This window comes from Nostoc sp. MG11 (genome assembly GCF_014904695.1).
Classification (GTDB): Bacteria; Cyanobacteriota; Cyanobacteriia; order Cyanobacteriales; family Nostocaceae; genus Komarekiella.
In genome coordinates this window covers 263,660-280,771 of record NZ_JACXXN010000006.1, presented here as the reverse complement: position 1 = coordinate 280,771, position 17,112 = coordinate 263,660, and the positions used below count along the sequence as shown (strand labels likewise).

Annotated in this window: 17 protein-coding genes and 1 pseudogene; 9 read left to right on the top strand and 9 right to left on the bottom strand. The window is 41.8% G+C overall.

The window, feature by feature from the left end; translation table 11 throughout:
* Positions 1-30: 30 nt before the first annotated feature.
* Both HCR01_RS12300 and HCR01_RS12295 read left to right on the top strand, forming a co-directional pair.
* Positions 31-864: a sulfurtransferase gene (locus tag HCR01_RS12300; protein ID WP_193196449.1), complete on the top strand. Its 834-nt coding sequence runs from the start codon at positions 31-33 to the stop codon at positions 862-864.
* 228 nt (positions 865-1,092) lie between these two features.
* Positions 1,093-2,199 carry a tetratricopeptide repeat protein gene (locus HCR01_RS12295; protein ID WP_193196448.1) on the top strand — a complete coding sequence of 369 codons (1,107 nt, stop codon included), beginning with the start codon at positions 1,093-1,095 and terminating at the stop codon, positions 2,197-2,199.
* Between the two features lie 55 nt (positions 2,200-2,254).
* Here the strand turns inward: HCR01_RS12295 and HCR01_RS12290 are convergent, their stop codons facing one another.
* Both HCR01_RS12290 and HCR01_RS12285 read right to left on the bottom strand, forming a co-directional pair.
* Complete coding sequence (locus HCR01_RS12290) at positions 2,255-2,950, bottom strand: potassium channel family protein (protein WP_193196447.1); 696 nt, start codon at positions 2,948-2,950, stop codon at positions 2,255-2,257.
* A gap of 171 nt (positions 2,951-3,121) precedes the next feature.
* Positions 3,122-4,456, bottom strand: coding sequence for a TrkH family potassium uptake protein (locus HCR01_RS12285; RefSeq protein WP_193196446.1), 1,335 nt, complete (start codon positions 4,454-4,456; stop codon positions 3,122-3,124).
* Between the two features lie 243 nt (positions 4,457-4,699).
* Between HCR01_RS12285 and HCR01_RS12280 the strand changes: the two genes are divergently transcribed.
* Complete coding sequence (locus HCR01_RS12280; RefSeq protein ID WP_193196445.1) at positions 4,700-5,542, top strand: methyltransferase domain-containing protein; 843 nt, start codon at positions 4,700-4,702, stop codon at positions 5,540-5,542.
* 1 nt (position 5,543) lies between these two features.
* Here the strand turns inward: HCR01_RS12280 and HCR01_RS40415 are convergent, their stop codons facing one another.
* The 4 genes from HCR01_RS40415 to HCR01_RS12260 form a co-directional block, all read right to left on the bottom strand.
* Complete coding sequence (locus HCR01_RS40415) at positions 5,544-5,612, bottom strand: helix-turn-helix domain-containing protein (RefSeq protein WP_320073109.1); 69 nt, start codon at positions 5,610-5,612, stop codon at positions 5,544-5,546.
* A gap of 106 nt (positions 5,613-5,718) precedes the next feature.
* The gene (locus tag HCR01_RS12270) at positions 5,719-6,219 is read right to left on the bottom strand and encodes a fatty acid hydroxylase (RefSeq protein ID WP_193196444.1); all 501 of its coding nucleotides are present in this window, start codon (positions 6,217-6,219) and stop codon (positions 5,719-5,721) included.
* An 817-nt stretch (positions 6,220-7,036) separates the two neighbouring features.
* Positions 7,037-8,239: a PLP-dependent aminotransferase family protein gene (locus tag HCR01_RS12265; RefSeq protein WP_193196443.1), complete on the bottom strand. Its 1,203-nt coding sequence runs from the start codon at positions 8,237-8,239 to the stop codon at positions 7,037-7,039.
* Between the two features lie 181 nt (positions 8,240-8,420).
* Positions 8,421-8,957: a PadR family transcriptional regulator gene (locus tag HCR01_RS12260; RefSeq protein ID WP_193196442.1), complete on the bottom strand. Its 537-nt coding sequence runs from the start codon at positions 8,955-8,957 to the stop codon at positions 8,421-8,423.
* A 165-nt stretch (positions 8,958-9,122) separates the two neighbouring features.
* Here HCR01_RS12260 and HCR01_RS12255 point away from each other — a divergent pair, with 165 nt between their 5' ends.
* Both HCR01_RS12255 and HCR01_RS12250 read left to right on the top strand, forming a co-directional pair.
* On the top strand, positions 9,123-9,356 hold the full coding sequence (locus tag HCR01_RS12255; protein ID WP_226889279.1) for a pirin-like C-terminal cupin domain-containing protein: 234 nt from the start codon (positions 9,123-9,125) through the stop codon (positions 9,354-9,356).
* A complete protein-coding gene (locus tag HCR01_RS12250; RefSeq protein WP_226889278.1) occupies positions 9,346-9,756 on the top strand; it encodes a hypothetical protein in 411 nt (136 codons plus the stop codon). The genes HCR01_RS12255 and HCR01_RS12250 overlap by 11 nt, the downstream gene beginning before the upstream one ends.
* 58 nt (positions 9,757-9,814) lie before the next feature.
* Here HCR01_RS12250 and HCR01_RS12245 read toward each other — a convergent pair whose 3' ends face one another.
* Positions 9,815-10,951 carry a cob(I)yrinic acid a,c-diamide adenosyltransferase gene (locus tag HCR01_RS12245; protein ID WP_193196527.1) on the bottom strand — a complete coding sequence of 379 codons (1,137 nt, stop codon included), beginning with the start codon at positions 10,949-10,951 and terminating at the stop codon, positions 9,815-9,817.
* A gap of 195 nt (positions 10,952-11,146) precedes the next feature.
* On the opposite strand from HCR01_RS12245, the gene fraC reads away from it, so the two are divergent.
* The 3 genes from fraC (at position 11,147) to HCR01_RS12230 (ending at position 13,596) form a co-directional block, all read left to right on the top strand.
* Positions 11,147-11,683, top strand: coding sequence for a filament integrity protein FraC (fraC, locus tag HCR01_RS12240; protein ID WP_193196441.1), 537 nt, complete (start codon positions 11,147-11,149; stop codon positions 11,681-11,683).
* A 66-nt stretch (positions 11,684-11,749) separates the two neighbouring features.
* Complete coding sequence (gene fraD / locus HCR01_RS12235; RefSeq protein ID WP_193196440.1) at positions 11,750-12,757, top strand: septal junction protein FraD; 1,008 nt, start codon at positions 11,750-11,752, stop codon at positions 12,755-12,757.
* A 59-nt stretch (positions 12,758-12,816) separates the two neighbouring features.
* Positions 12,817-13,596, top strand: a complete 780-nt coding sequence (locus HCR01_RS12230) for an ABC transporter permease (RefSeq protein WP_193196526.1) — start codon at positions 12,817-12,819, stop codon at positions 13,594-13,596.
* Positions 13,597-13,684: 88 nt separating this feature from the next.
* Here the strand turns inward: HCR01_RS12230 and HCR01_RS12225 are convergent, their stop codons facing one another.
* On the bottom strand, positions 13,685-14,341 hold the full coding sequence (locus tag HCR01_RS12225) for a pentapeptide repeat-containing protein (protein WP_193196439.1): 657 nt from the start codon (positions 14,339-14,341) through the stop codon (positions 13,685-13,687).
* A gap of 247 nt (positions 14,342-14,588) precedes the next feature.
* Here HCR01_RS12225 and HCR01_RS12220 point away from each other — a divergent pair.
* Positions 14,589-15,566, top strand: a pseudogene (locus HCR01_RS12220) (ATP-binding protein); the annotation flags it as partial.
* 31 nt (positions 15,567-15,597) lie between these two features.
* On the opposite strand, the gene HCR01_RS12215 reads toward HCR01_RS12220, so the two are convergent.
* Positions 15,598-17,052, bottom strand: coding sequence for a TolC family protein (locus HCR01_RS12215; RefSeq protein ID WP_193196438.1), 1,455 nt, complete (start codon positions 17,050-17,052; stop codon positions 15,598-15,600).
* Positions 17,053-17,112: the final 60 nt, after the last annotated feature.

Genomic DNA, 17,112 nt, shown 5'->3' with positions numbered 1-17,112 from the left:
TAGTTTGAATTCCTAGGGAGTAAGACACTCATGTTTAGTTACGCACATCCTGAAGTAATCGTCGATACACAATGGGTTGCTGACCATTTAAGTGACCCCAAGGTACGCTTGGTTGATGGAGATTTGGGTTCTCAGGCATATAATGTGGAACACATTCCTGGCGCAGTCTTCTGGAACTTTTTTACCGACATCATGCTTCCCGATGGTCATACTAATTTTGATACAGATAGCTGGGAACGATTGCTAGAGCGTTCCGGTATTGCAAACGACACCACCGTGATTGTATATGGTGATCTCCCTGCTGCTGGAGGATGGATCTTTTGGTTGTTGAAAGTCTTGGGTCATCAAGATGTGCGTGTTCTTAACGGTGGTCGCCGGAAATGGATCGCCGAAGGACGCCCACTAACAACGGAACAGCCAACTGTGACACCGACTCAGTATCACGTGCAGAACCCCGATGCAGGCCTGCGGGCATTGCATAAAGATGTAAGAGAATACATTGGAAGGACGGATCGCGTATTAGTGGATGTGCGATCGCCTCAAGAGTATAATGGCGAATGGTTTTACAACAAACCCCCCGAAGGAACCGAACGCACAGGACACATCCCAAGTGCGACGCATGTTTATTATGAACTCACTTTGAATGACGATGGAACCTTCAAACCAATCAATGAATTGCAGGCGCTTTACGGTGGTAAGGATATCACAGCAGATAAGGAAGTAATCACCTACTGCGCTGTTGGAGCGAGATCAGGGCATACTTGGTTTGTCTTGAAGTATTTATTAGGCTATCCGCATGTACGGAACTACGACGGTTCATGGAATGAATGGAGCCGACTGCCCAATACACCCATTGAGAAATAATCATATCGACATTTAAGACTTTGATTTAGCGCTTTGCTCTAACCAATTTACAAGAAATGCGTAGGCGTAGCCCGTCGTAGACATCGCACTGAGTCCTAATTAAGGAATTTTGAGAAAAGTCTGGGCGCTAGTTTCCGAAGTTCATAACTTCATTAATTTTGAATTTTCTCTTTCGTGGTGGGTACTCTGACTTATAAGGAGCTAACAATAAGTAAAGGGCTGCCATTCATGTCTAAAAAATATCCATTTCCTCAGTGTTTACATCTATTTTCTCAGATGACACTGCTTTACTCTTCGGCATTTTTGCTCTTAGCCGCACCGACAACTACTAATTTCCCAGAAAGCAAGTTGCTGGCCGAAACTGTGATTTCTCAGGATCTTCAAGCGGCTAGCTTTTACCAACAGGGAGTCACGCGTTATAATCGCAAAGATTTCCAGGGTGCAGCTTATGCTTTTCGCCAAGCGTTGCAGCATGACTCCAATCTAGGGCCAGCAAGGAATTATTTGGGTAATATTTTCATGCAGCAAAATCGCCTGGATGTAGCTGTACAAGAGTATGCAGAGGCGATTAAGATTAATCCGAATTTTAGTGAGGCTTATTACAACTTAGGGTTTGCGTTGCACCAACAAGGAGATAAAGAAGCAGCAATTACTGTATACAAACAGGCCCTTGTAATCGACCCCACAATGAAAGCAGCCCAATATAATCTGGGTTTAGCACTGTACGAACAAGGACAGCTACAAGAAGCGATCACTGCATACCAGCAAGCAACTAAACTAGATAGTGATAATGCTAATGCTTACTTTAACTTAGCGATCGCCTTACAAGACCAAGGTCAAATAGAACCTGCGATCATTGCTTATCGGCAAACTTTGCAGTTAGATCCGAAAAATGCTATGGCCTATAGCAACTTGGGAAGTTTGATGGCAATTCATGGTCAAGCCTCTGAGGCTATTGCTGTTTATATGCAAGCTATTCGCCAGAATCCCAAGAATGCCTCAGCTTACTATAACTTGGGAGTGACTTTATACAATCAGGGTGATATCAAAAAAGCCAGTGCAGCATTGAAACGCGCCCGCAACGAGTATCGTGAGCAAGCAAATCTTGAGCAAGTTGAAAAAATTGAGCAGCTAATGCAGCAAATTGCCCCAAAGGGAAAACAACAGCAACCCCAAGTTAGTCAAACAGCTACTACCTCCCCGACTCCCACCAGTACTAGTAATTCCCTAGCACCTGGACAAGAAATGCCAAATCAACCAGAAACGTCAGTAAATTCTCATAATTCGCCAGTCTTCGTTGAACAAAAGCCTACTTCAACAAATCCCAGCCAATAAAAATTTCAGAGTTAGAAGTGAATTTATAACTCCTAACTTCTAACTCCTGATTCTTTTAAATCGGTAAGCGATTAATATCTTTGTTGCAGCCAATAACTACCATTGCAGAACCGCGTTCTAAACGCTTGGTGGAGTCAGGATTGATTTGAAATTTACCATCCTGACTTACCGCCAGCAAATTTAAACCATAACGGTTACGAAGTTGAAGTTCGGTGATCGTTTTGCCGTGAAATTCATCAGGCACGATCACTTCTACAATACTGTTATCTGGGTCGAGGTCAAAACGATCTATGATTGATGGTTTAGTAAGTGTACGTGCTAGGGCACTGCCTGCCTCATACTCAGGAAAAACAACATGATCTGCTCCCACTCGTCGTAATAGCTTGCAGTGAACTTCACTAGAAGCTTTAGCAACCACGTGGGGTACACCACCTTCTTTGACATTGAGGGTAGTTATAATACTTTCCTGAACGTAATTTCCAATCGCTACTATTACCGTATCAAATTCAAAAATTCCAGCTTCTCTGAGTGCAGCTGGTTCTGTAGAGTCTAGTTGTAAAGCATGACTAACAATCTCTTCAGTTAAGGCTTCTGAAACCCGTTTTTCATCAACATCTGTTGCCAACACTTGATAGCCAAAATTGTGAAGTGTTGAACAGACAGCTCGACCAAAACGACCTAAGCCAATCACAGCAAATTGGTGATTATCTTTACGTAAACTGCGAAGAAAACTTAATGATGACAGATTCACAGTTGTTATCCTTGTTATGGCTCCCTAGATATAGGGTGAAAACAGTTATATCTAACGTATTAAAAACTTTATTTTTTGCTTGACCACGTAGATTTTATCATTTTAGTCATTGCTCATTAAACTGCTTATGAAAATTATTTTTTTCTCGCGCTTCTTTGCGTCTACCTGAAACTATCCCACAAGTAAGTTTTCTTCAGGATAGTGAATTCTAGTAGGGCGTGGGTCTCCTAATATAGCTGACATAAGCAGTAAAATACCTACTCTTCCAATATACATTGTGGCAATTAAAATAAGCTTTGCTCCTGTAGATATACTTCCAGTGATTCCTGTAGAAAGACCCACTGTGGCGAAGGCTGATACTACTTCAAACAGAATTTTAATAAAATCCAATTCTGGATCTGTGAGGGCAATTAAAATTGTAGACAAGATTACGGTTGCTACTGAACCAACTAGCACACCAACAGCCTTGAGAATTAAAGATATTGCTATCTTGCGCTCATACAATAAAACTTCTTCTTTACCTTGAAGAATTGCTTTGGTACAACTAGTTAACACCCTCAGCGTTGTTGTTTTTATCCCACCTCCTGTACCACCTGGACTTGCACCAATAAACATGAGCGCAATAGTAATAAATAGACCAGCAGTAGTCATTTTGCCTATATCAATGGTATTAAATCCAGCAGTTCTGGGAGTAACCGATTGAAACCAAGCTACTAATAACTGGTCACGAAAATTCAGAGAACCAAAAGTTTCAGGATTTCTGATTTCTATACACAAAAAAGTAAATGTACCTAATGCTAACAGTATAACTGTTGTACTAGTTGCAACTTTAAAATCCAGAGAAAATACTTGAGCATTAGTTTTTTTTGCCATGCGATCGCGCAACCAAATATACATCTCAAAGATTACCTGATAACCAATTCCCCCAAAGATAATTAATATTGTGACAGTGAAAACTACTAAAATAGAGGACTGATAACCAATTAAGTTATCTTTAAACAAACTGAAACCAGCATTATTCCAAGAATTAATACTATGAAAAATTGCTAACCATAGTCCTTTATCCCATCCATATCTGGGTACAAAAGCTGGTAGAAGTAAAAATATGCCAGTAATTTCAAAAATCAGTGTTGTAGCAATAATGGAGCGGATAACTTGAGCGCTACCACTCATTCCTGGTCGGTCTAAAGATTGTTGAATCGCTATTTTTTGTCGCAAGTCAAATTTGCGTCCAATCAGCAGAATCAAAAAGGTAGTGCTTGTCATGTAGCCCAATCCGCCAATCTGAACTAATAGCACAATAAACAACTGACCCCAAAAAGAAAAATAAGTGCCAGGGTCAACTACTGATAAACCAGTAACGCAAACTGCGGATGTCGAGGTAAACAGCGCCACAATTGGGTCATTCCAAGTACCATTGCTAGTCGAGAAAGGCATCATCAGTAGGATAGTACCTATAGTGATGACAGCCAAAAATCCCAAGCAAACTGTACGAGCAACAGTCATAAGCAATTCAAAATTTTTAAAAATGAAAAACTCAATTATCGCAGGTATCTAGGCAACATAGGGTAGATAAGTTGAAGCAAGAGCAACTTAGTTCAGGTAAGATACACGAATTTTTCCAGCGAGGATAAATCGGGGTTGACCCTCCCTGGAAACAAAAACACCCTAATTTAATTAAAAACATACATGGTAGCCTACCAATATGTTTTTTTTTAAATTCTGCTTCGTCTCAATACTGGTTTTTTCATGAGTGCAACACTTTACCAGCAAATTCAGCAATTTTACGATGCTTCCTCTGGTCTGTGGGAACAGATTTGGGGCGAACACATGCATCATGGCTATTACGGGTCTGATGGCAGTGAGAACAAAGACCGCCGCCAGGCTCAAATTGATTTAATTGAAGAACTGCTTAAGTGGGCAGGGGTACAATCAGCGGAAAATATCCTGGATGTGGGTTGTGGGATTGGTGGCAGTTCTTTATACCTGGCAGAAAAGTTTAATGCTCAGGCTATAGGAATTACATTAAGTCCGGTGCAAGCCGCTAGAGCCACAGAACGCGCTCTAGAGACTGGTTTAAGCCTGAGAACACAGTTTCAGGTGGCAAATGCTCAAGCGATGCCCTTTGCTGACAATTCTTTTGACTTGGTTTGGTCGTTGGAAAGTGGTGAACATATGCCAGATAAAACCAAGTTTATGCAGGAGTGCTATCGAGTGTTGAAGCCTGGCGGCATTTTTATTATGGTGACTTGGTGTCATCGACCGACTAATGAATCACCGCTGAGCGCCGATGAACAAAAGCATTTAGAAGATATTTATCGGGTGTATTGTTTACCGTATGTGATTTCTTTACCAGAGTATGAAGCGATCGCACGTCAACTACCATTAAACAATATCTGCACCGCCGATTGGTCAAAAGCTGTTGCCCCATTCTGGAACGTAGTGATTGATTCCGCCTTCACTCCCCAAGCACTTTGGGGCTTACTAAATGCCGGTTGGACTACCATTCAAGGAGCATTTTCACTGGGGTTGATGCGTCGCGGTTATCAGCGCGGGTTAATTCGGTTTGGCTTGGTGTCTGGTATTAAGTGAACTACCTAAACCATCTTGTATTGCCAAAACATTGAGTAAGATATGACTCTTGTTCATCAGTGGGATAGATCCTAAACTAACAGCGATCGCTCTGTACATGGTGAGACCACTTGGCGGTGTCGGCTTCCGTCCCGCCAAAGTGGCTGACTCTATAAGCAACGAGCTGATAAACCTAGCTAGACACGCGAATAACGCAGATGAAGCCTTAGCAGCCGTAGCCAACGCATCCATGCTTTAGAAGGTTGCTCAAAAAATGTGAAAATATCGCCGAAACCCAGGTTAGTTTTTTGATGGTGTAGCCAATGTCTCTCAGGAGTTGTGATGAATAGAAGTTGGCACAAAATAGTTACAAGCTTTGGAGTTTGCCAACCCAAGACTATAATGTGTCTCCACCATACGTGAAACTGACCAAACAATAGTCCACAGACAACGCCAATTGGAGAGAAAGACCATAGAACCAGTGACACAAGCAAATATGGCAGCGCACCCAAAACACCATCTAAAAGAACCTGGGTATTGAACGTTAAAATAGCATAGTGGCGGAAGTCCTTCTTCCAGGAGTGGTGCGTTTTCAGGTGGAGGCTACCAAAAACATGCTCAGGTATGTGATAAACAAAAGTAGAAAGGAAATCGCCAAGAAACAGTAATAGCCAAGCAACAGCGATAGCCTCAAGCATTTGTACTCCTCAATAGTAAAAAAACTCCACAAAGAAAATGATTAAATGTCATGCTGAAGGCGATCGCGCGTATATTGTCCAACCTGGTTTGAAAGACCAAGTTGCAACCGAACGAAGTTTGCTTGAAGATGTGCAAAGCACCTCTGGATAACAGCGCCCGCTAAGCGATCGCGTCAGTTCAGCATCTCTGGGCCAAAGCTGCTACAGAAAACAGAAGATGCTCCCGAAGTTCTGAGTGCTGAAGTTCTGTTTACGTTCTGTGCGTCTACGTTTCACTCAGTTATGTTCAGAATCTATATATGCAGGGAAGTTGCAGTTTCATTGTTACTGCGAAAAACCCAATCCTCTTGTAGACGGGGAAGTTTATGAATCTACGCTCCTTAATTGCAGTCAACTGCAACTTTTGATAGCTTTCAATCTGGGTTTCGGCTCTAGGTTGATGGAATTGATACATCTAAATTCCGACAAAACTACTGTACTTTACCGTTGTTACCTCACAATCTTCTTACCAAGGCACACGGCATTAGCAAAGGTTGAGTTAATATTTGTACAAATTTGGGTTAAGCTTTTTTGCTAAACAGATATGTGAGTTAAATAATGCTATTAAAACTAACCTAATACTTTTTGGTTAAAGGTGGAAAGGAAAAAGACACATGTTTGAATTTAGCCATTACCCTTTATCAAATACATAATTCATAATTAAATAATGGGTACAGAGCAAGTGCTAATGAGCCAATTAATCAATCGGCAATTGCAATTCGCAATTTCTTAAAATGCGAATTGCAAATTGTTTGGTCAACTTTAAATACGATTATCATCACTGGCGAAGTTCGCGCAGTACAGATCCCAAAGTGGCAATTCCTTCGACAATCTTTTCAGTTGGCTGAAAGCTAAAAGCCAGCCTGATTGCATCATTCCCCTGACCATTGGCATAACAGCGAGTACCTGGTAAGAAGGTGACGCCGTGTTCACTGGCAGCAGTCAGGAGTGTGCTAGCACTGATATCTGGTGGTAATTTACACCAAACAAAGAAGCCACCATCGGGACGTAAGGCGACCACATCACTAGGAAACTCGTGAGCGATCGCCTCTAACATCAGATTACATTTATGCTGGTAACAGGCGATTAGATCTTGGATATGATTGTCTAGTTTGCCCGTAGCACAGTAGTGGGCGACCACATGACTAACAAACGGCCCAACAGGCCCCTCGCTTTTGAACATTGCCAGCCGCTCAATGATTGCTGGATCGCCACAAGCCCAGCCCAGACGTATACCGGGAGCGATAATTTTTGAGAAGGTACTCACGTATAACACCCACCCTTCATCACTTAGAGTTGCCAGGGGAGGTATATCTTCCCCTCGAAAGCGCAAATCAGTGTAGGCTTCGTCTTCCACTACTAGGACGCCATACTCTGCTGCCAGAGCTACCAACTTTTTGCGCCGAAACAGCGGCATAGTAACGCCTGTAGGATTGTGAAAGGTCGGGATGGTGTAAATAAATCGGGGTCGGATGCCCTGTTTTTTCAAATCAATTAAAGTTGCTTCCAGCACATCTACATCCATTCCTAACTCATCGACAGGAATCGTAATTAAGTGTGCGCCAGCGTTGGCGAATCTGTTAACTACCCCTAAGAAGGTCGGCCCTTCAACAATCACCACATCACCAGGCTCGACAAACACATCTGGCAGTAAACCGAGGATTTGACTGGAACCATAGCCGATGATGACGCGATCGCGATCAGCAGCGATCCCCCTAGCTCGTAAACGGAGGATAATCTGCTCATAGAGTTGATCTGAAGGTGGGCCATAGTTAAGGGCAGTGGGAGCCTCTTGTGCCAACACAGTCGCACTTGCAGCAGCTAAGTCAGCGTGAGGAAAGAGAATTGGGTCAGCTAGACCATAGGCAAAGCTAACGGTGATAATCTTGGTTAACTCTGTACCGTAGGTTGGTGGTGTCAGGTTTCTAGCTCGTTCGGCAAACAAATCAGCAATTCGGTAACTAGGAGTAGTGGAAGTCATAGGAGCGAGTTTTATTCTAGTTTGACGCGGATATCTGCAATTAAGCTGTTGCACTTTTTTCTGTGTACCCCTGCGCTTAAGCAAGCTACGTACAGCTTCGACCACAGGAGAAGGTCGTCAATATTTAAGAGTTACTTTTATGGATTAATAATTATGACTTAGGCTCATTCGTCTAAAAAGCTTATTGGTGGCAAAGGACATCAATAGCTATCTTTAACCAGTTAATGTAAGTGTGTTCTCTTTGGATTACCAACTCTAGTACGAGCCTTTGCATAATCTGCTCACGACTTGCAAACTGATCACCTAGCACGGGTAACTTAATATTTTCACATGTGGCCAGCTTTTCGCTGCGTGCCGCTAGCTGCTGTTCTAGCAATTGAATAATGGCCTCATTTGGTAACTGTGCGGCAAAAAATAACTGAACGAGCAAAGGTTCTCGTACTGTTGGTAAGGGCTGAGGGCATTGAAGCCACCGGATTAATTCGGCTTTTCCTGCCTCAGTCACACTATAGACTTTACGGTTAGGGCGATCGTGTTGAATCTTGACGGTACAAGTAATCCAACCCTGCTCGACTAGTTTATCAAGGGTTCTATAAATCTGTGCCTGGTCAGCAGTCCATAAGTGAGCAATGCATTGATCAAAGCAACTTGTTTTTAGGTCGTAACCTGTCATTTCTTCTTGCTGAAGCAGACCTAGAATTGTGTGTGCTAAAGACATAGGCGGTTTTCCGAAACTAAAAGTAGTAGAAATTACATCTGTCATTTCTTATATGGTCTAATGTTAATATATGAGTAATCATATATAGGAACTATATAACAAAGTCATGTTAAGTGCTAAGTTCTGAGAAAGCCTTTATATTTTTGCTTGATGAGAAAGGCTTATTTGGCGAAGATAAGAAATATGTGGGAGATGTTGCTGTTGACACAAGACGGTGAAAAAGCAATGGTCGCAAATCCATCAGATGCAAAATCACCATTAGATGTGCTGCTCATCGCTGGCTTACCACTCAACGAACCAATTATTCGCTACGGTCTATTTGTGATGAATACCGAAGCCGAAATTATTCCAGCCTTTGCAGGTTATCGTAACGGGAGGATAGGTTCCATTGACTTCTAACATACTTTTACAACGGATACATCAACATCAACATCTACGTGATTTGCGAAACAAATTCCTCCGCCTTCACAAAGTGTTGCTTGAAACAGAACGCATCGCCTACGAACAAGTTCAGGGACGAGTATCGAGTAGAGAACTTCTGCAACTCGTCATCAATCACGAACAATTTGCTTGGCTACATCGCATTTCTGAGCTTGTTGTGCAAATTGATGAGATGCTCGAAGCAGATGAACCAGTATCAGCGGAAAATGTCGAAAATTTGATTGCCGATGCCCGCCAGCTGATTGTACCGTCAGAGGTCGGCAATGTGTTTGCAAGAAAATACTATGCGGCTCTCCAACGTGAACCCGATGTGATCTTGGCACACGCAGAGGTATCAGGGTTGCTTGCATCCAAGTAAATTAGGCGAAATAAACAAAGCGCACCGTGAGACATCTTACGGTGCATTTTTATTAAATTTAATAATCTACCCCTCGTTTAAGTTCTACACCTTGATTGGCATAATGCTTGTGGCAATAGACCTCAGAGTGAATGCTAGCTAAGTCGAAGTATGCAGGTTGATTTTGGCAGCGACCGGTGATGATGATTTCGGTGTCGCGGGGTTTGCGGAGCAAAGCTTGAACAATGGGTTCAACGGGGAGTAGTTCCAAGTCAACGGTGGGATTGAGTTCATCGAGGATGATAGTTTTGTATAATCCAGAGGCGATCGCAACTTTTGCGATTTCCCAACCGCGTTCGGCTTCTACGTAATCTAATTCTTGCCGCGAATTGCGCCAGACGATCGCATCTCGACCACAGCGCTGATGATCCACCACTTCTGGATATGACTGCTGCAAAGCGGCGATCGCGGCATCTTCTGTATAACCACTACCACCTTTGAGCCACTGCATAATCAATACACGGGTGGATCCTGGATGATTGATCCCTCTACCAATTGCCTGTAAAGCTTTACCCAAAGCACTAGTAGACTTGCCTTTCCCAGCACCAGTATAAATTTCAATCCCCTCAAGTAATAGGGCTTTTGCTGTTGGGTGGTGTTGGGGTTTCATTTCTGAGTGTAAATCCGCAATATCAAGCAACTGTTGCGGTGCAGCGCGTCCAGTGGCGATAATCTCCAATTCTTGGGGTTTGGATTTTAATGTCCGCACTACCTCATCTACTGGAAGCAAACCCAAATCCAGCACCGGGTTAATTTCATCCAAGACTACAACTGAATATAAACCGCTGGCGATCGCACCTTTGGCAACATCCCAACCCCGCGCTGCTTCAGACCGATCAAAAGAGGTAATTTCCTCTGGGCCAAAAAATTCGGCACGACCTGTGCGAACCTGATCAATTAAATGCGGAAAACCGCGCTGTAAAGCTGCGATCGCACCATCTTCGTCGTAGTCACGTTCTGGCCCTTTCAAAAACCGTAGTAATAAAACGCGATTGGAATAGCTAGGTGTATTTATCCCCAAGCCTATCGAGCGTAAAACCACCCCTAAAGCTGCTTGGGATTTACCTTTCCCTACACCATCGTAGACGTGAATTTGACCAGTGAGCCGTTCAGGACGCACTTGCGCCGTGCGAATACCGATGCCGTTCCTTGTCATCTCTCGAAAAGCTGTAACGTGGAAGTCTTTCATCTTACCTAACGTTATGTACTCTTAGGTAGGGATAAAAAATTATCATTGGTCATTTATACTACAAAATACAAATAACAGTCCTAACGCAAAATGTGCAATTTGTACGCACATCAGCTGATCACAGTTATACTCTCTAAAGTTAACCCTTCCCTTTGACCCTTTATGCTGGAAAACTTGACACTTCCTACAATTTTTCCTATTGGTGCAATTCTGTTTGACTTTTTATTTATACTGATGGCTATTCCCATCGAAGCTTATGTTTTTAACAATCGGCTAAAATTTGACAAAAAGACTAGCACTTTTTATGCCGTTTCTATAAATTTATTTTCCAGCGTACTTGGTTGGTTTATATTTTTTGTATCTGAGCCTATATTACCAATACAGTTTAAATCTGAATTAATTAATTATGTATTTTTTAATAACTTTAAATCAGCTAGCGCCCAAACTTTACTAATTTTAACTGCTTTTATAATTTTCTTTGCTACTTTTTTAATGAAGTTTTTCCTGTTAAGAATTTTACTTCTATCATTAACTGAAAAACCTTGGAAACGAGAAGAAGAACAAACAATTCCGCGACGAAAATGGCGTCGTTTAAGCAGTGCTAAATTGCAAAATACAAATTTGGCTACCACTACATTAATAGCCAATTCATTGAGCTATAGTGCGATTACTATTGTTTTGTTTATTAGTTCAAGGTAGTAAAATTTAAATCATTTTTGTTAAAAGATAAACAGTGATTACTTAATTAATATAGAGAGGAAAATTATGAACGTATTGTTTAAAGATGCATTCGGAGTATTTAAATTTGTTGAAGGGCTTTACGCAGGAGTTAAAAAGGTATTAGTTCCACCTAAAGCTTATTCTTGGCAAACATTTATTTACTTGAGTGTTTTTTCTTGGGTACTGTCATATTTTGCTACTGGTTATATAAGAGATATAATTGCATTTTGCGGTTGGTTATTTTTAATTTCCGGTACAGCTTGGTATACCACTGAAGACCCGTTGAGGGTTCCTGGTACTTTTATGCCAGTAGGAGCAGTAATTACCGGATTCTTAGTTAGTGTTTTTGCTTTTGGAAATCAAGAGGATGTAATTACGCCAAGAACAATTGTTCTTTGGCCGACAATTTCAGCATTAATTACAGCAATTCCAGAATTTATTGAAGGAACTGATACTGACGCTAAAGCTCAGATTCCTAAACCGGAAGATCGCCAAAGAATCCTAATTTTAGTTGCTAGTTGTATGTTGCTAAGTTGTTGGATTCAATTTTACTTTGTGATGGATAATTGGTTACGAGAATATCCCAGTTTACAGGCAGATAATTTTAAGCGCAGTAACTTTGTTGTGAGAACACAAGGCCCAGAAAAAATCCCACAAAACGGTGTTGTAATTATCGAAAAACTTCAACCACTGATAGAAGAACAAATAGCTGAAAGACCTTGGTCGGAAGTCGAAAGATGGCTATTAGATGCAAAGCAACAAGTAGGAAATGCGGGTAGGCAAGTAATTGCAAATAACTTAGCAGAATATGAAGAGAAAAATCTATGGCTTGTTGAACCGCGTGTAACCAATATTAAGTCTGGGTATATATTAGATTTACTAAGTATTTGGATAGGCCCTAGTTCTAATCCACGCGGGTATTACCTCAAGAAATCTTGTCGAGTCGAACCAGTTGCAGCAACCACCAATTCTGGGGAAAATATCACAGTTGCAGAAATTGAATGCGATCGCCTCAATAAATTTATTGCAGGGCCACCGCCTCCACAGCAGTGAAAAGGCAGGGAGCAGGGAGCAGGGGGCAAGGAAAGAAAAATGAGAAATGACAAATGACTATGAACTTAGGCAGAATTTTTGTACTAGCAAAGAATGTATTTCAGGAAGTGGTACGCGATCGCATCCTTTATATTATCGGTTTTTATGCAGTAATAATTGCGATCGCTTTCCGCGTACTACCTGAATTTGCAGCAACGACCGAAGATAAAATGTTTTTAGACTTCGGAATGGCGGCGATAAGTGCAATTGGTTTAATTGTTGCAATATTTGTAGGTACAGGATTGGTTAACAAAGAAATTGAAAAACGCACTGTTTTGATGTTAATTGCAAAACCTATCAGCCGTAGTGAAATTATTATCGGCAAATATTTAGGCTTATCCGCAGTGCTAGCTGTACTAGTCGCTGCAATGACAACAATTTATCTGGGATTTTTGCAATTTGGTAATATTTCTAAACCGACGGAGAGTATTCTGATTGCTGTAATTTTCTTATTTTTACAGTTGTCTTTAATCAGTGCTATGGCTATTGCCTTGGGTGTTTTTACTGGCTCACTGTTAGCAACTGCTTTAACATTCGCTGTTTATTTAATAGGGAATATTACCCAAGACTTAGCACAACTCGGTCGTCTGAGTCGTAATCCTGGTATGGAACGCCTCACACAAGGTTTGTATCTCATTTTGCCAGATTTATCTCGATTAGACTTGAAAAATGACGCGGTTTATGGCTTGCAAGCACTACCCGACGCAACTGCATTGATTACTAGCGCTGGTTATGGCGTATTGTACAGTGTCATGCTCTTGGCGATCGCTATTCTCATCTTTTCACAACGAGAGTTTTAGTTATTTGTCAAGAGTCAAAGGTCAAGGGTCATTAATTATTCTCTCCTCTGCCCCTCTCTGCTTCCTAGCTTCCCCCAATGCTCCAATTTCAAGAAACTAGTATCTGAGGTTGCTCAATTGTGCCGTCAGGCATGATGGTATCCCGAAACTTTGCATAAATCAGGTTTGTTTCCCACAGGTTGGCTTCACTTAAGTTTGCTTTAGTTAAATTGGCCCATGTGAGGTCTGCACCATTTAAATTAGCTTCGGTTAAATTAGCTTCTAGTAACATTGCTCCACATAACTTTGCTCCTGCGAGATTTGCTCTTACTAAGTTAGCTTCAATCAGCGATGCTTCAATTAATATGGCTTTGCTCAAGTCTGCTTCACTCAAATCCGCTCCACACAAAGAAGTACCCCAAAGTTTACTACCTATAAATTTCACTCGCCATAAGAAAGTTCCACACAAATTTGCTTGCGTTAAATCAGCATTCATCAAATTAGCTTCACACAAAGAAGCTTCATTCAAATTAGCTTCACGCAAATTAGCTTCCATTAAATTTGCATTACTTAAATTGGCACGAGTTAGAACACAACCACATAGATCTGCACCATGCAAATCTGCTCCTATAAAGTTAACGCCACTTAAATCAACTCCCCTGAGGTCGATTCCACTCAAGTCACATCCACTTAAATCCCGTTGATCAAAACATTTATTTGTAATTTGACTTAATATAAATTCCTGTTGGTCAGCATAATTTCTCATGGCATTCACCTCAGGGTGTAATTTATTTTAAAGACTGTTTTTGAAAGCTACCGTATATTGAGAGTACACCTCAAAGTAAACGAACTAAGCAAAGAATCGCTAATAAATTCCAGAAAAATCGCTAAAAACTTAAAAATACGCCTTTACAGTGGTTATTCAAACAAAAAACGCTGACATAGGTCACGAAATATTGATAAAAGGGATTAAAGATTAGAAATTGAGATGAGCTAATATTTATCAGGCGTAACTGATTGAAGACTTGCTGAATGTCTCGCGTATTCTTCAGGGCAAACTGACGTTAAATGTTGGCAAGGTAAACCTGGTATCAACTGTTTCGGCTGCACTGGAGACAGTACGTTTAGCAGCGGAAGCAAAATCCATCAATATGAAATTGTCGCTTGTTCCTGATGATCAGATTCATCCCACATTCTTAGTGATAGGTGATTCCAACCGTTTGCAACAAGTTCTCTGGAATTTACTTTCCAACGCCGTCAAGTTTACGTCTCCAGATGGGCGAGTAGAAGTTAGGCTAGAGCATGTTGACTCTTGCGCTCAAATCGAAGTCATTGATATGGGTAAGGGAATTAATCCTGACTTTTTACCTTATGTATTTGATTACTTCCGCCAAGCAGATAGCGCTACTACCAGAAAATTTGGTGGACTAGGATTAAGGCTAGCGATCATCCGACAGATAGTAGAATTCCACGGTGGTACAGTTTTAGCAGCAAGTTCTGGCGAAGGGCAGGGAGCGATATTTACAGTTAATTTACCACTCTGGCACGCAAACGCGATTGCACAAGAAAGCCCACAAGAGGACGAAATAGACTCTAACTTGGGCAATCTTCAAGGATTTAGAATACTGGTTGTCGATGATGACACCGATTCACGGGACTTTATCAGCTTCGTGCTGTCAGAGGAAGGGGCAGAAGTAATAGCAGTGTCATCGGCTATAAAGGCATTGCAAGCATTAGCAGAATCCAAGCCAGATGTTCTATTGAGCGATATTAGGATGCCGGACATGGACGGCTATATGCTGATTCGCCAATTTAGAACCTGGCTACCAGAACAGGGGGGACAAATACCAGCGATCGCTCTCACTGCCTATGCTGGAGAGTATAATCAACAACAGGCACTCTCCGCAGGTTTTCAGATGCACGGCACTAAGCCAGCAGAACCTTCTGAGCTAGTTACAGCCGTTGTCAGACTGGCTGGTAAAAAAGTTTAGTAGTCATTGGTCATTTGTTAAAAGTCAAAGATTAAGGTGAATTTCTAGAAGTGACGGAGCGTTGCAAATTAGCTAGAGCGCGGTTGTAATCTAAAATAGCTGTGACTCGATTACCTTCTGCTCTTGTCAGGTCGTTTTCAGCAGCAATCACCTCTGTTTGAGTGCCTACACCAGCTTGAAACCTTAGCCTAGCTAGATTCAGAGATTCTTTAGCTTGATTTAAAGCTACAGAAGAAGTCTGCACATTATTCCGGTTGGCTTGCAACTGAGAATAGAACTGTTCTACATCAAAGCGAATTTGGTCGCGCTGGTTAGCAAATTGATTTTCGGCGATCGCAATATTAGCTCTCGATTGAGCCGCACGCGCTCTTGCTGCTCCTCCATCGAATAAATTTTGATTTGCTTGAACTCCTACTGAGTAACCATCAGTAACGCCGACGCCATCGTCAAAACGATCTAGCAGGCTATAACTACTAGCCAAACTAATTTGCGGCCCCAAAGATGAAAGTGCTTGTCGTCGCTGTTGCTCGCTAATATTACGTTGTGCTAAAAACTGTTGTAGTTCTGGACGGTTTTGAAAAGCTTGGATGATAGTTTGTTCTACTGTTGGTTGCCAAAGACCCGCTAATTGTACGGGGTCTGCTGCACTGATATTCACTGACTGCGCCAAACTTAACCGAGTTGCTAACCGCCGACGGGCAATTTCCTGCTGCGAGAGAGAATTAGTTAGAGTTTGTTGGACATTTGCTAAATTTACTTGAGCTTGCAGCACATCAAATCGCGTACCTACTCCAGCTTGTTCTCTAGCTTGAGTATCCCGTAAACTAGCTTGGGCATTTTCCACAGCAGACCGATTAATTCGTACTTGTTCATCTGCTTGTTGCAAATCGTAATATTCAGTTGTGACATTCAGCTGAATTTCCAAAGACCTGTTCTCAACATCTAACTCATCTACCCGTAGCTGTTCCTCAGCTGCTCGGATTCTAGCTTGCCGACTACCAGAAGTATAGAGGTCATAATTCAGTTGTGCTGAACCATTAAAAGATGTACTGGATGAAGATGAATTGCTACCAGGAGGTGGACTTGTAATCAGATTATTACCACTGTTGGTAATACCGCTATTAACACCAAGAGTAGGAAACAAAGTAGCTTGAGACTCGCGTAGCGCCGAGCGACTGCTTTCTAATTCTAACAGAGCTACCTGTAACTCTCGATTGTTGCGTCGTGCTAGTTCCAAAGCTTGCGCCAGACTAATTGGCACAGTTGCCTGAATCGTTACTTCTTGTGACTTGGTAGGAAACTGTAGAAGATTAGGGTTGGGGTTGAGGAAATTGGGAACTTGTACAGAACCAGTACCCGTGACGCTTGGGGATTTCTGAGTTGGTGGGGGAGTTGTTGCATCTGCACTTCTGGCTAAAGTTGGGATGAGAAAAGCTATCGCCACGGTAATCCAGGTAGAATGCACAAAGAATAAGATAAAATTCATATCTGATGCGGTAATTAATTGTTCTCTACAACTTTGAGGATGCGATCAAAAATTACCCTT

Coding starts and splice junctions, on each gene's coding strand:
- HCR01_RS12230 (WP_193196526.1), top strand. CDS start 12,817: ATGAACTTAGGCAGAATTTTTGTACTAGCAAAGAATGTATTTCAGGAA.
- HCR01_RS12300 (WP_193196449.1), top strand. CDS start 31: ATGTTTAGTTACGCACATCCTGAAGTAATCGTCGATACACAATGGGTT.
- HCR01_RS12295 (WP_193196448.1), top strand. CDS start 1,093: ATGTCTAAAAAATATCCATTTCCTCAGTGTTTACATCTATTTTCTCAG.
- HCR01_RS12270 (WP_193196444.1), bottom strand. CDS start 6,219: ATGCTTGAGGCTATCGCTGTTGCTTGGCTATTACTGTTTCTTGGCGAT.
- HCR01_RS12225 (WP_193196439.1), bottom strand. CDS start 14,341: ATGAGAAATTATGCTGACCAACAGGAATTTATATTAAGTCAAATTACA.
- HCR01_RS12280 (WP_193196445.1), top strand. CDS start 4,700: ATGAGTGCAACACTTTACCAGCAAATTCAGCAATTTTACGATGCTTCC.
- HCR01_RS12215 (WP_193196438.1), bottom strand. CDS start 17,052: ATGAATTTTATCTTATTCTTTGTGCATTCTACCTGGATTACCGTGGCG.
- HCR01_RS12245 (WP_193196527.1), bottom strand. CDS start 10,951: ATGACAAGGAACGGCATCGGTATTCGCACGGCGCAAGTGCGTCCTGAA.
- fraD (WP_193196440.1), top strand. CDS start 11,750: ATGAACGTATTGTTTAAAGATGCATTCGGAGTATTTAAATTTGTTGAA.
- fraC (WP_193196441.1), top strand. CDS start 11,147: ATGCTGGAAAACTTGACACTTCCTACAATTTTTCCTATTGGTGCAATT.
- HCR01_RS12265 (WP_193196443.1), bottom strand. CDS start 8,239: ATGACTTCCACTACTCCTAGTTACCGAATTGCTGATTTGTTTGCCGAA.
- HCR01_RS12285 (WP_193196446.1), bottom strand. CDS start 4,456: ATGACTGTTGCTCGTACAGTTTGCTTGGGATTTTTGGCTGTCATCACT.
- HCR01_RS12260 (WP_193196442.1), bottom strand. CDS start 8,957: ATGTCTTTAGCACACACAATTCTAGGTCTGCTTCAGCAAGAAGAAATG.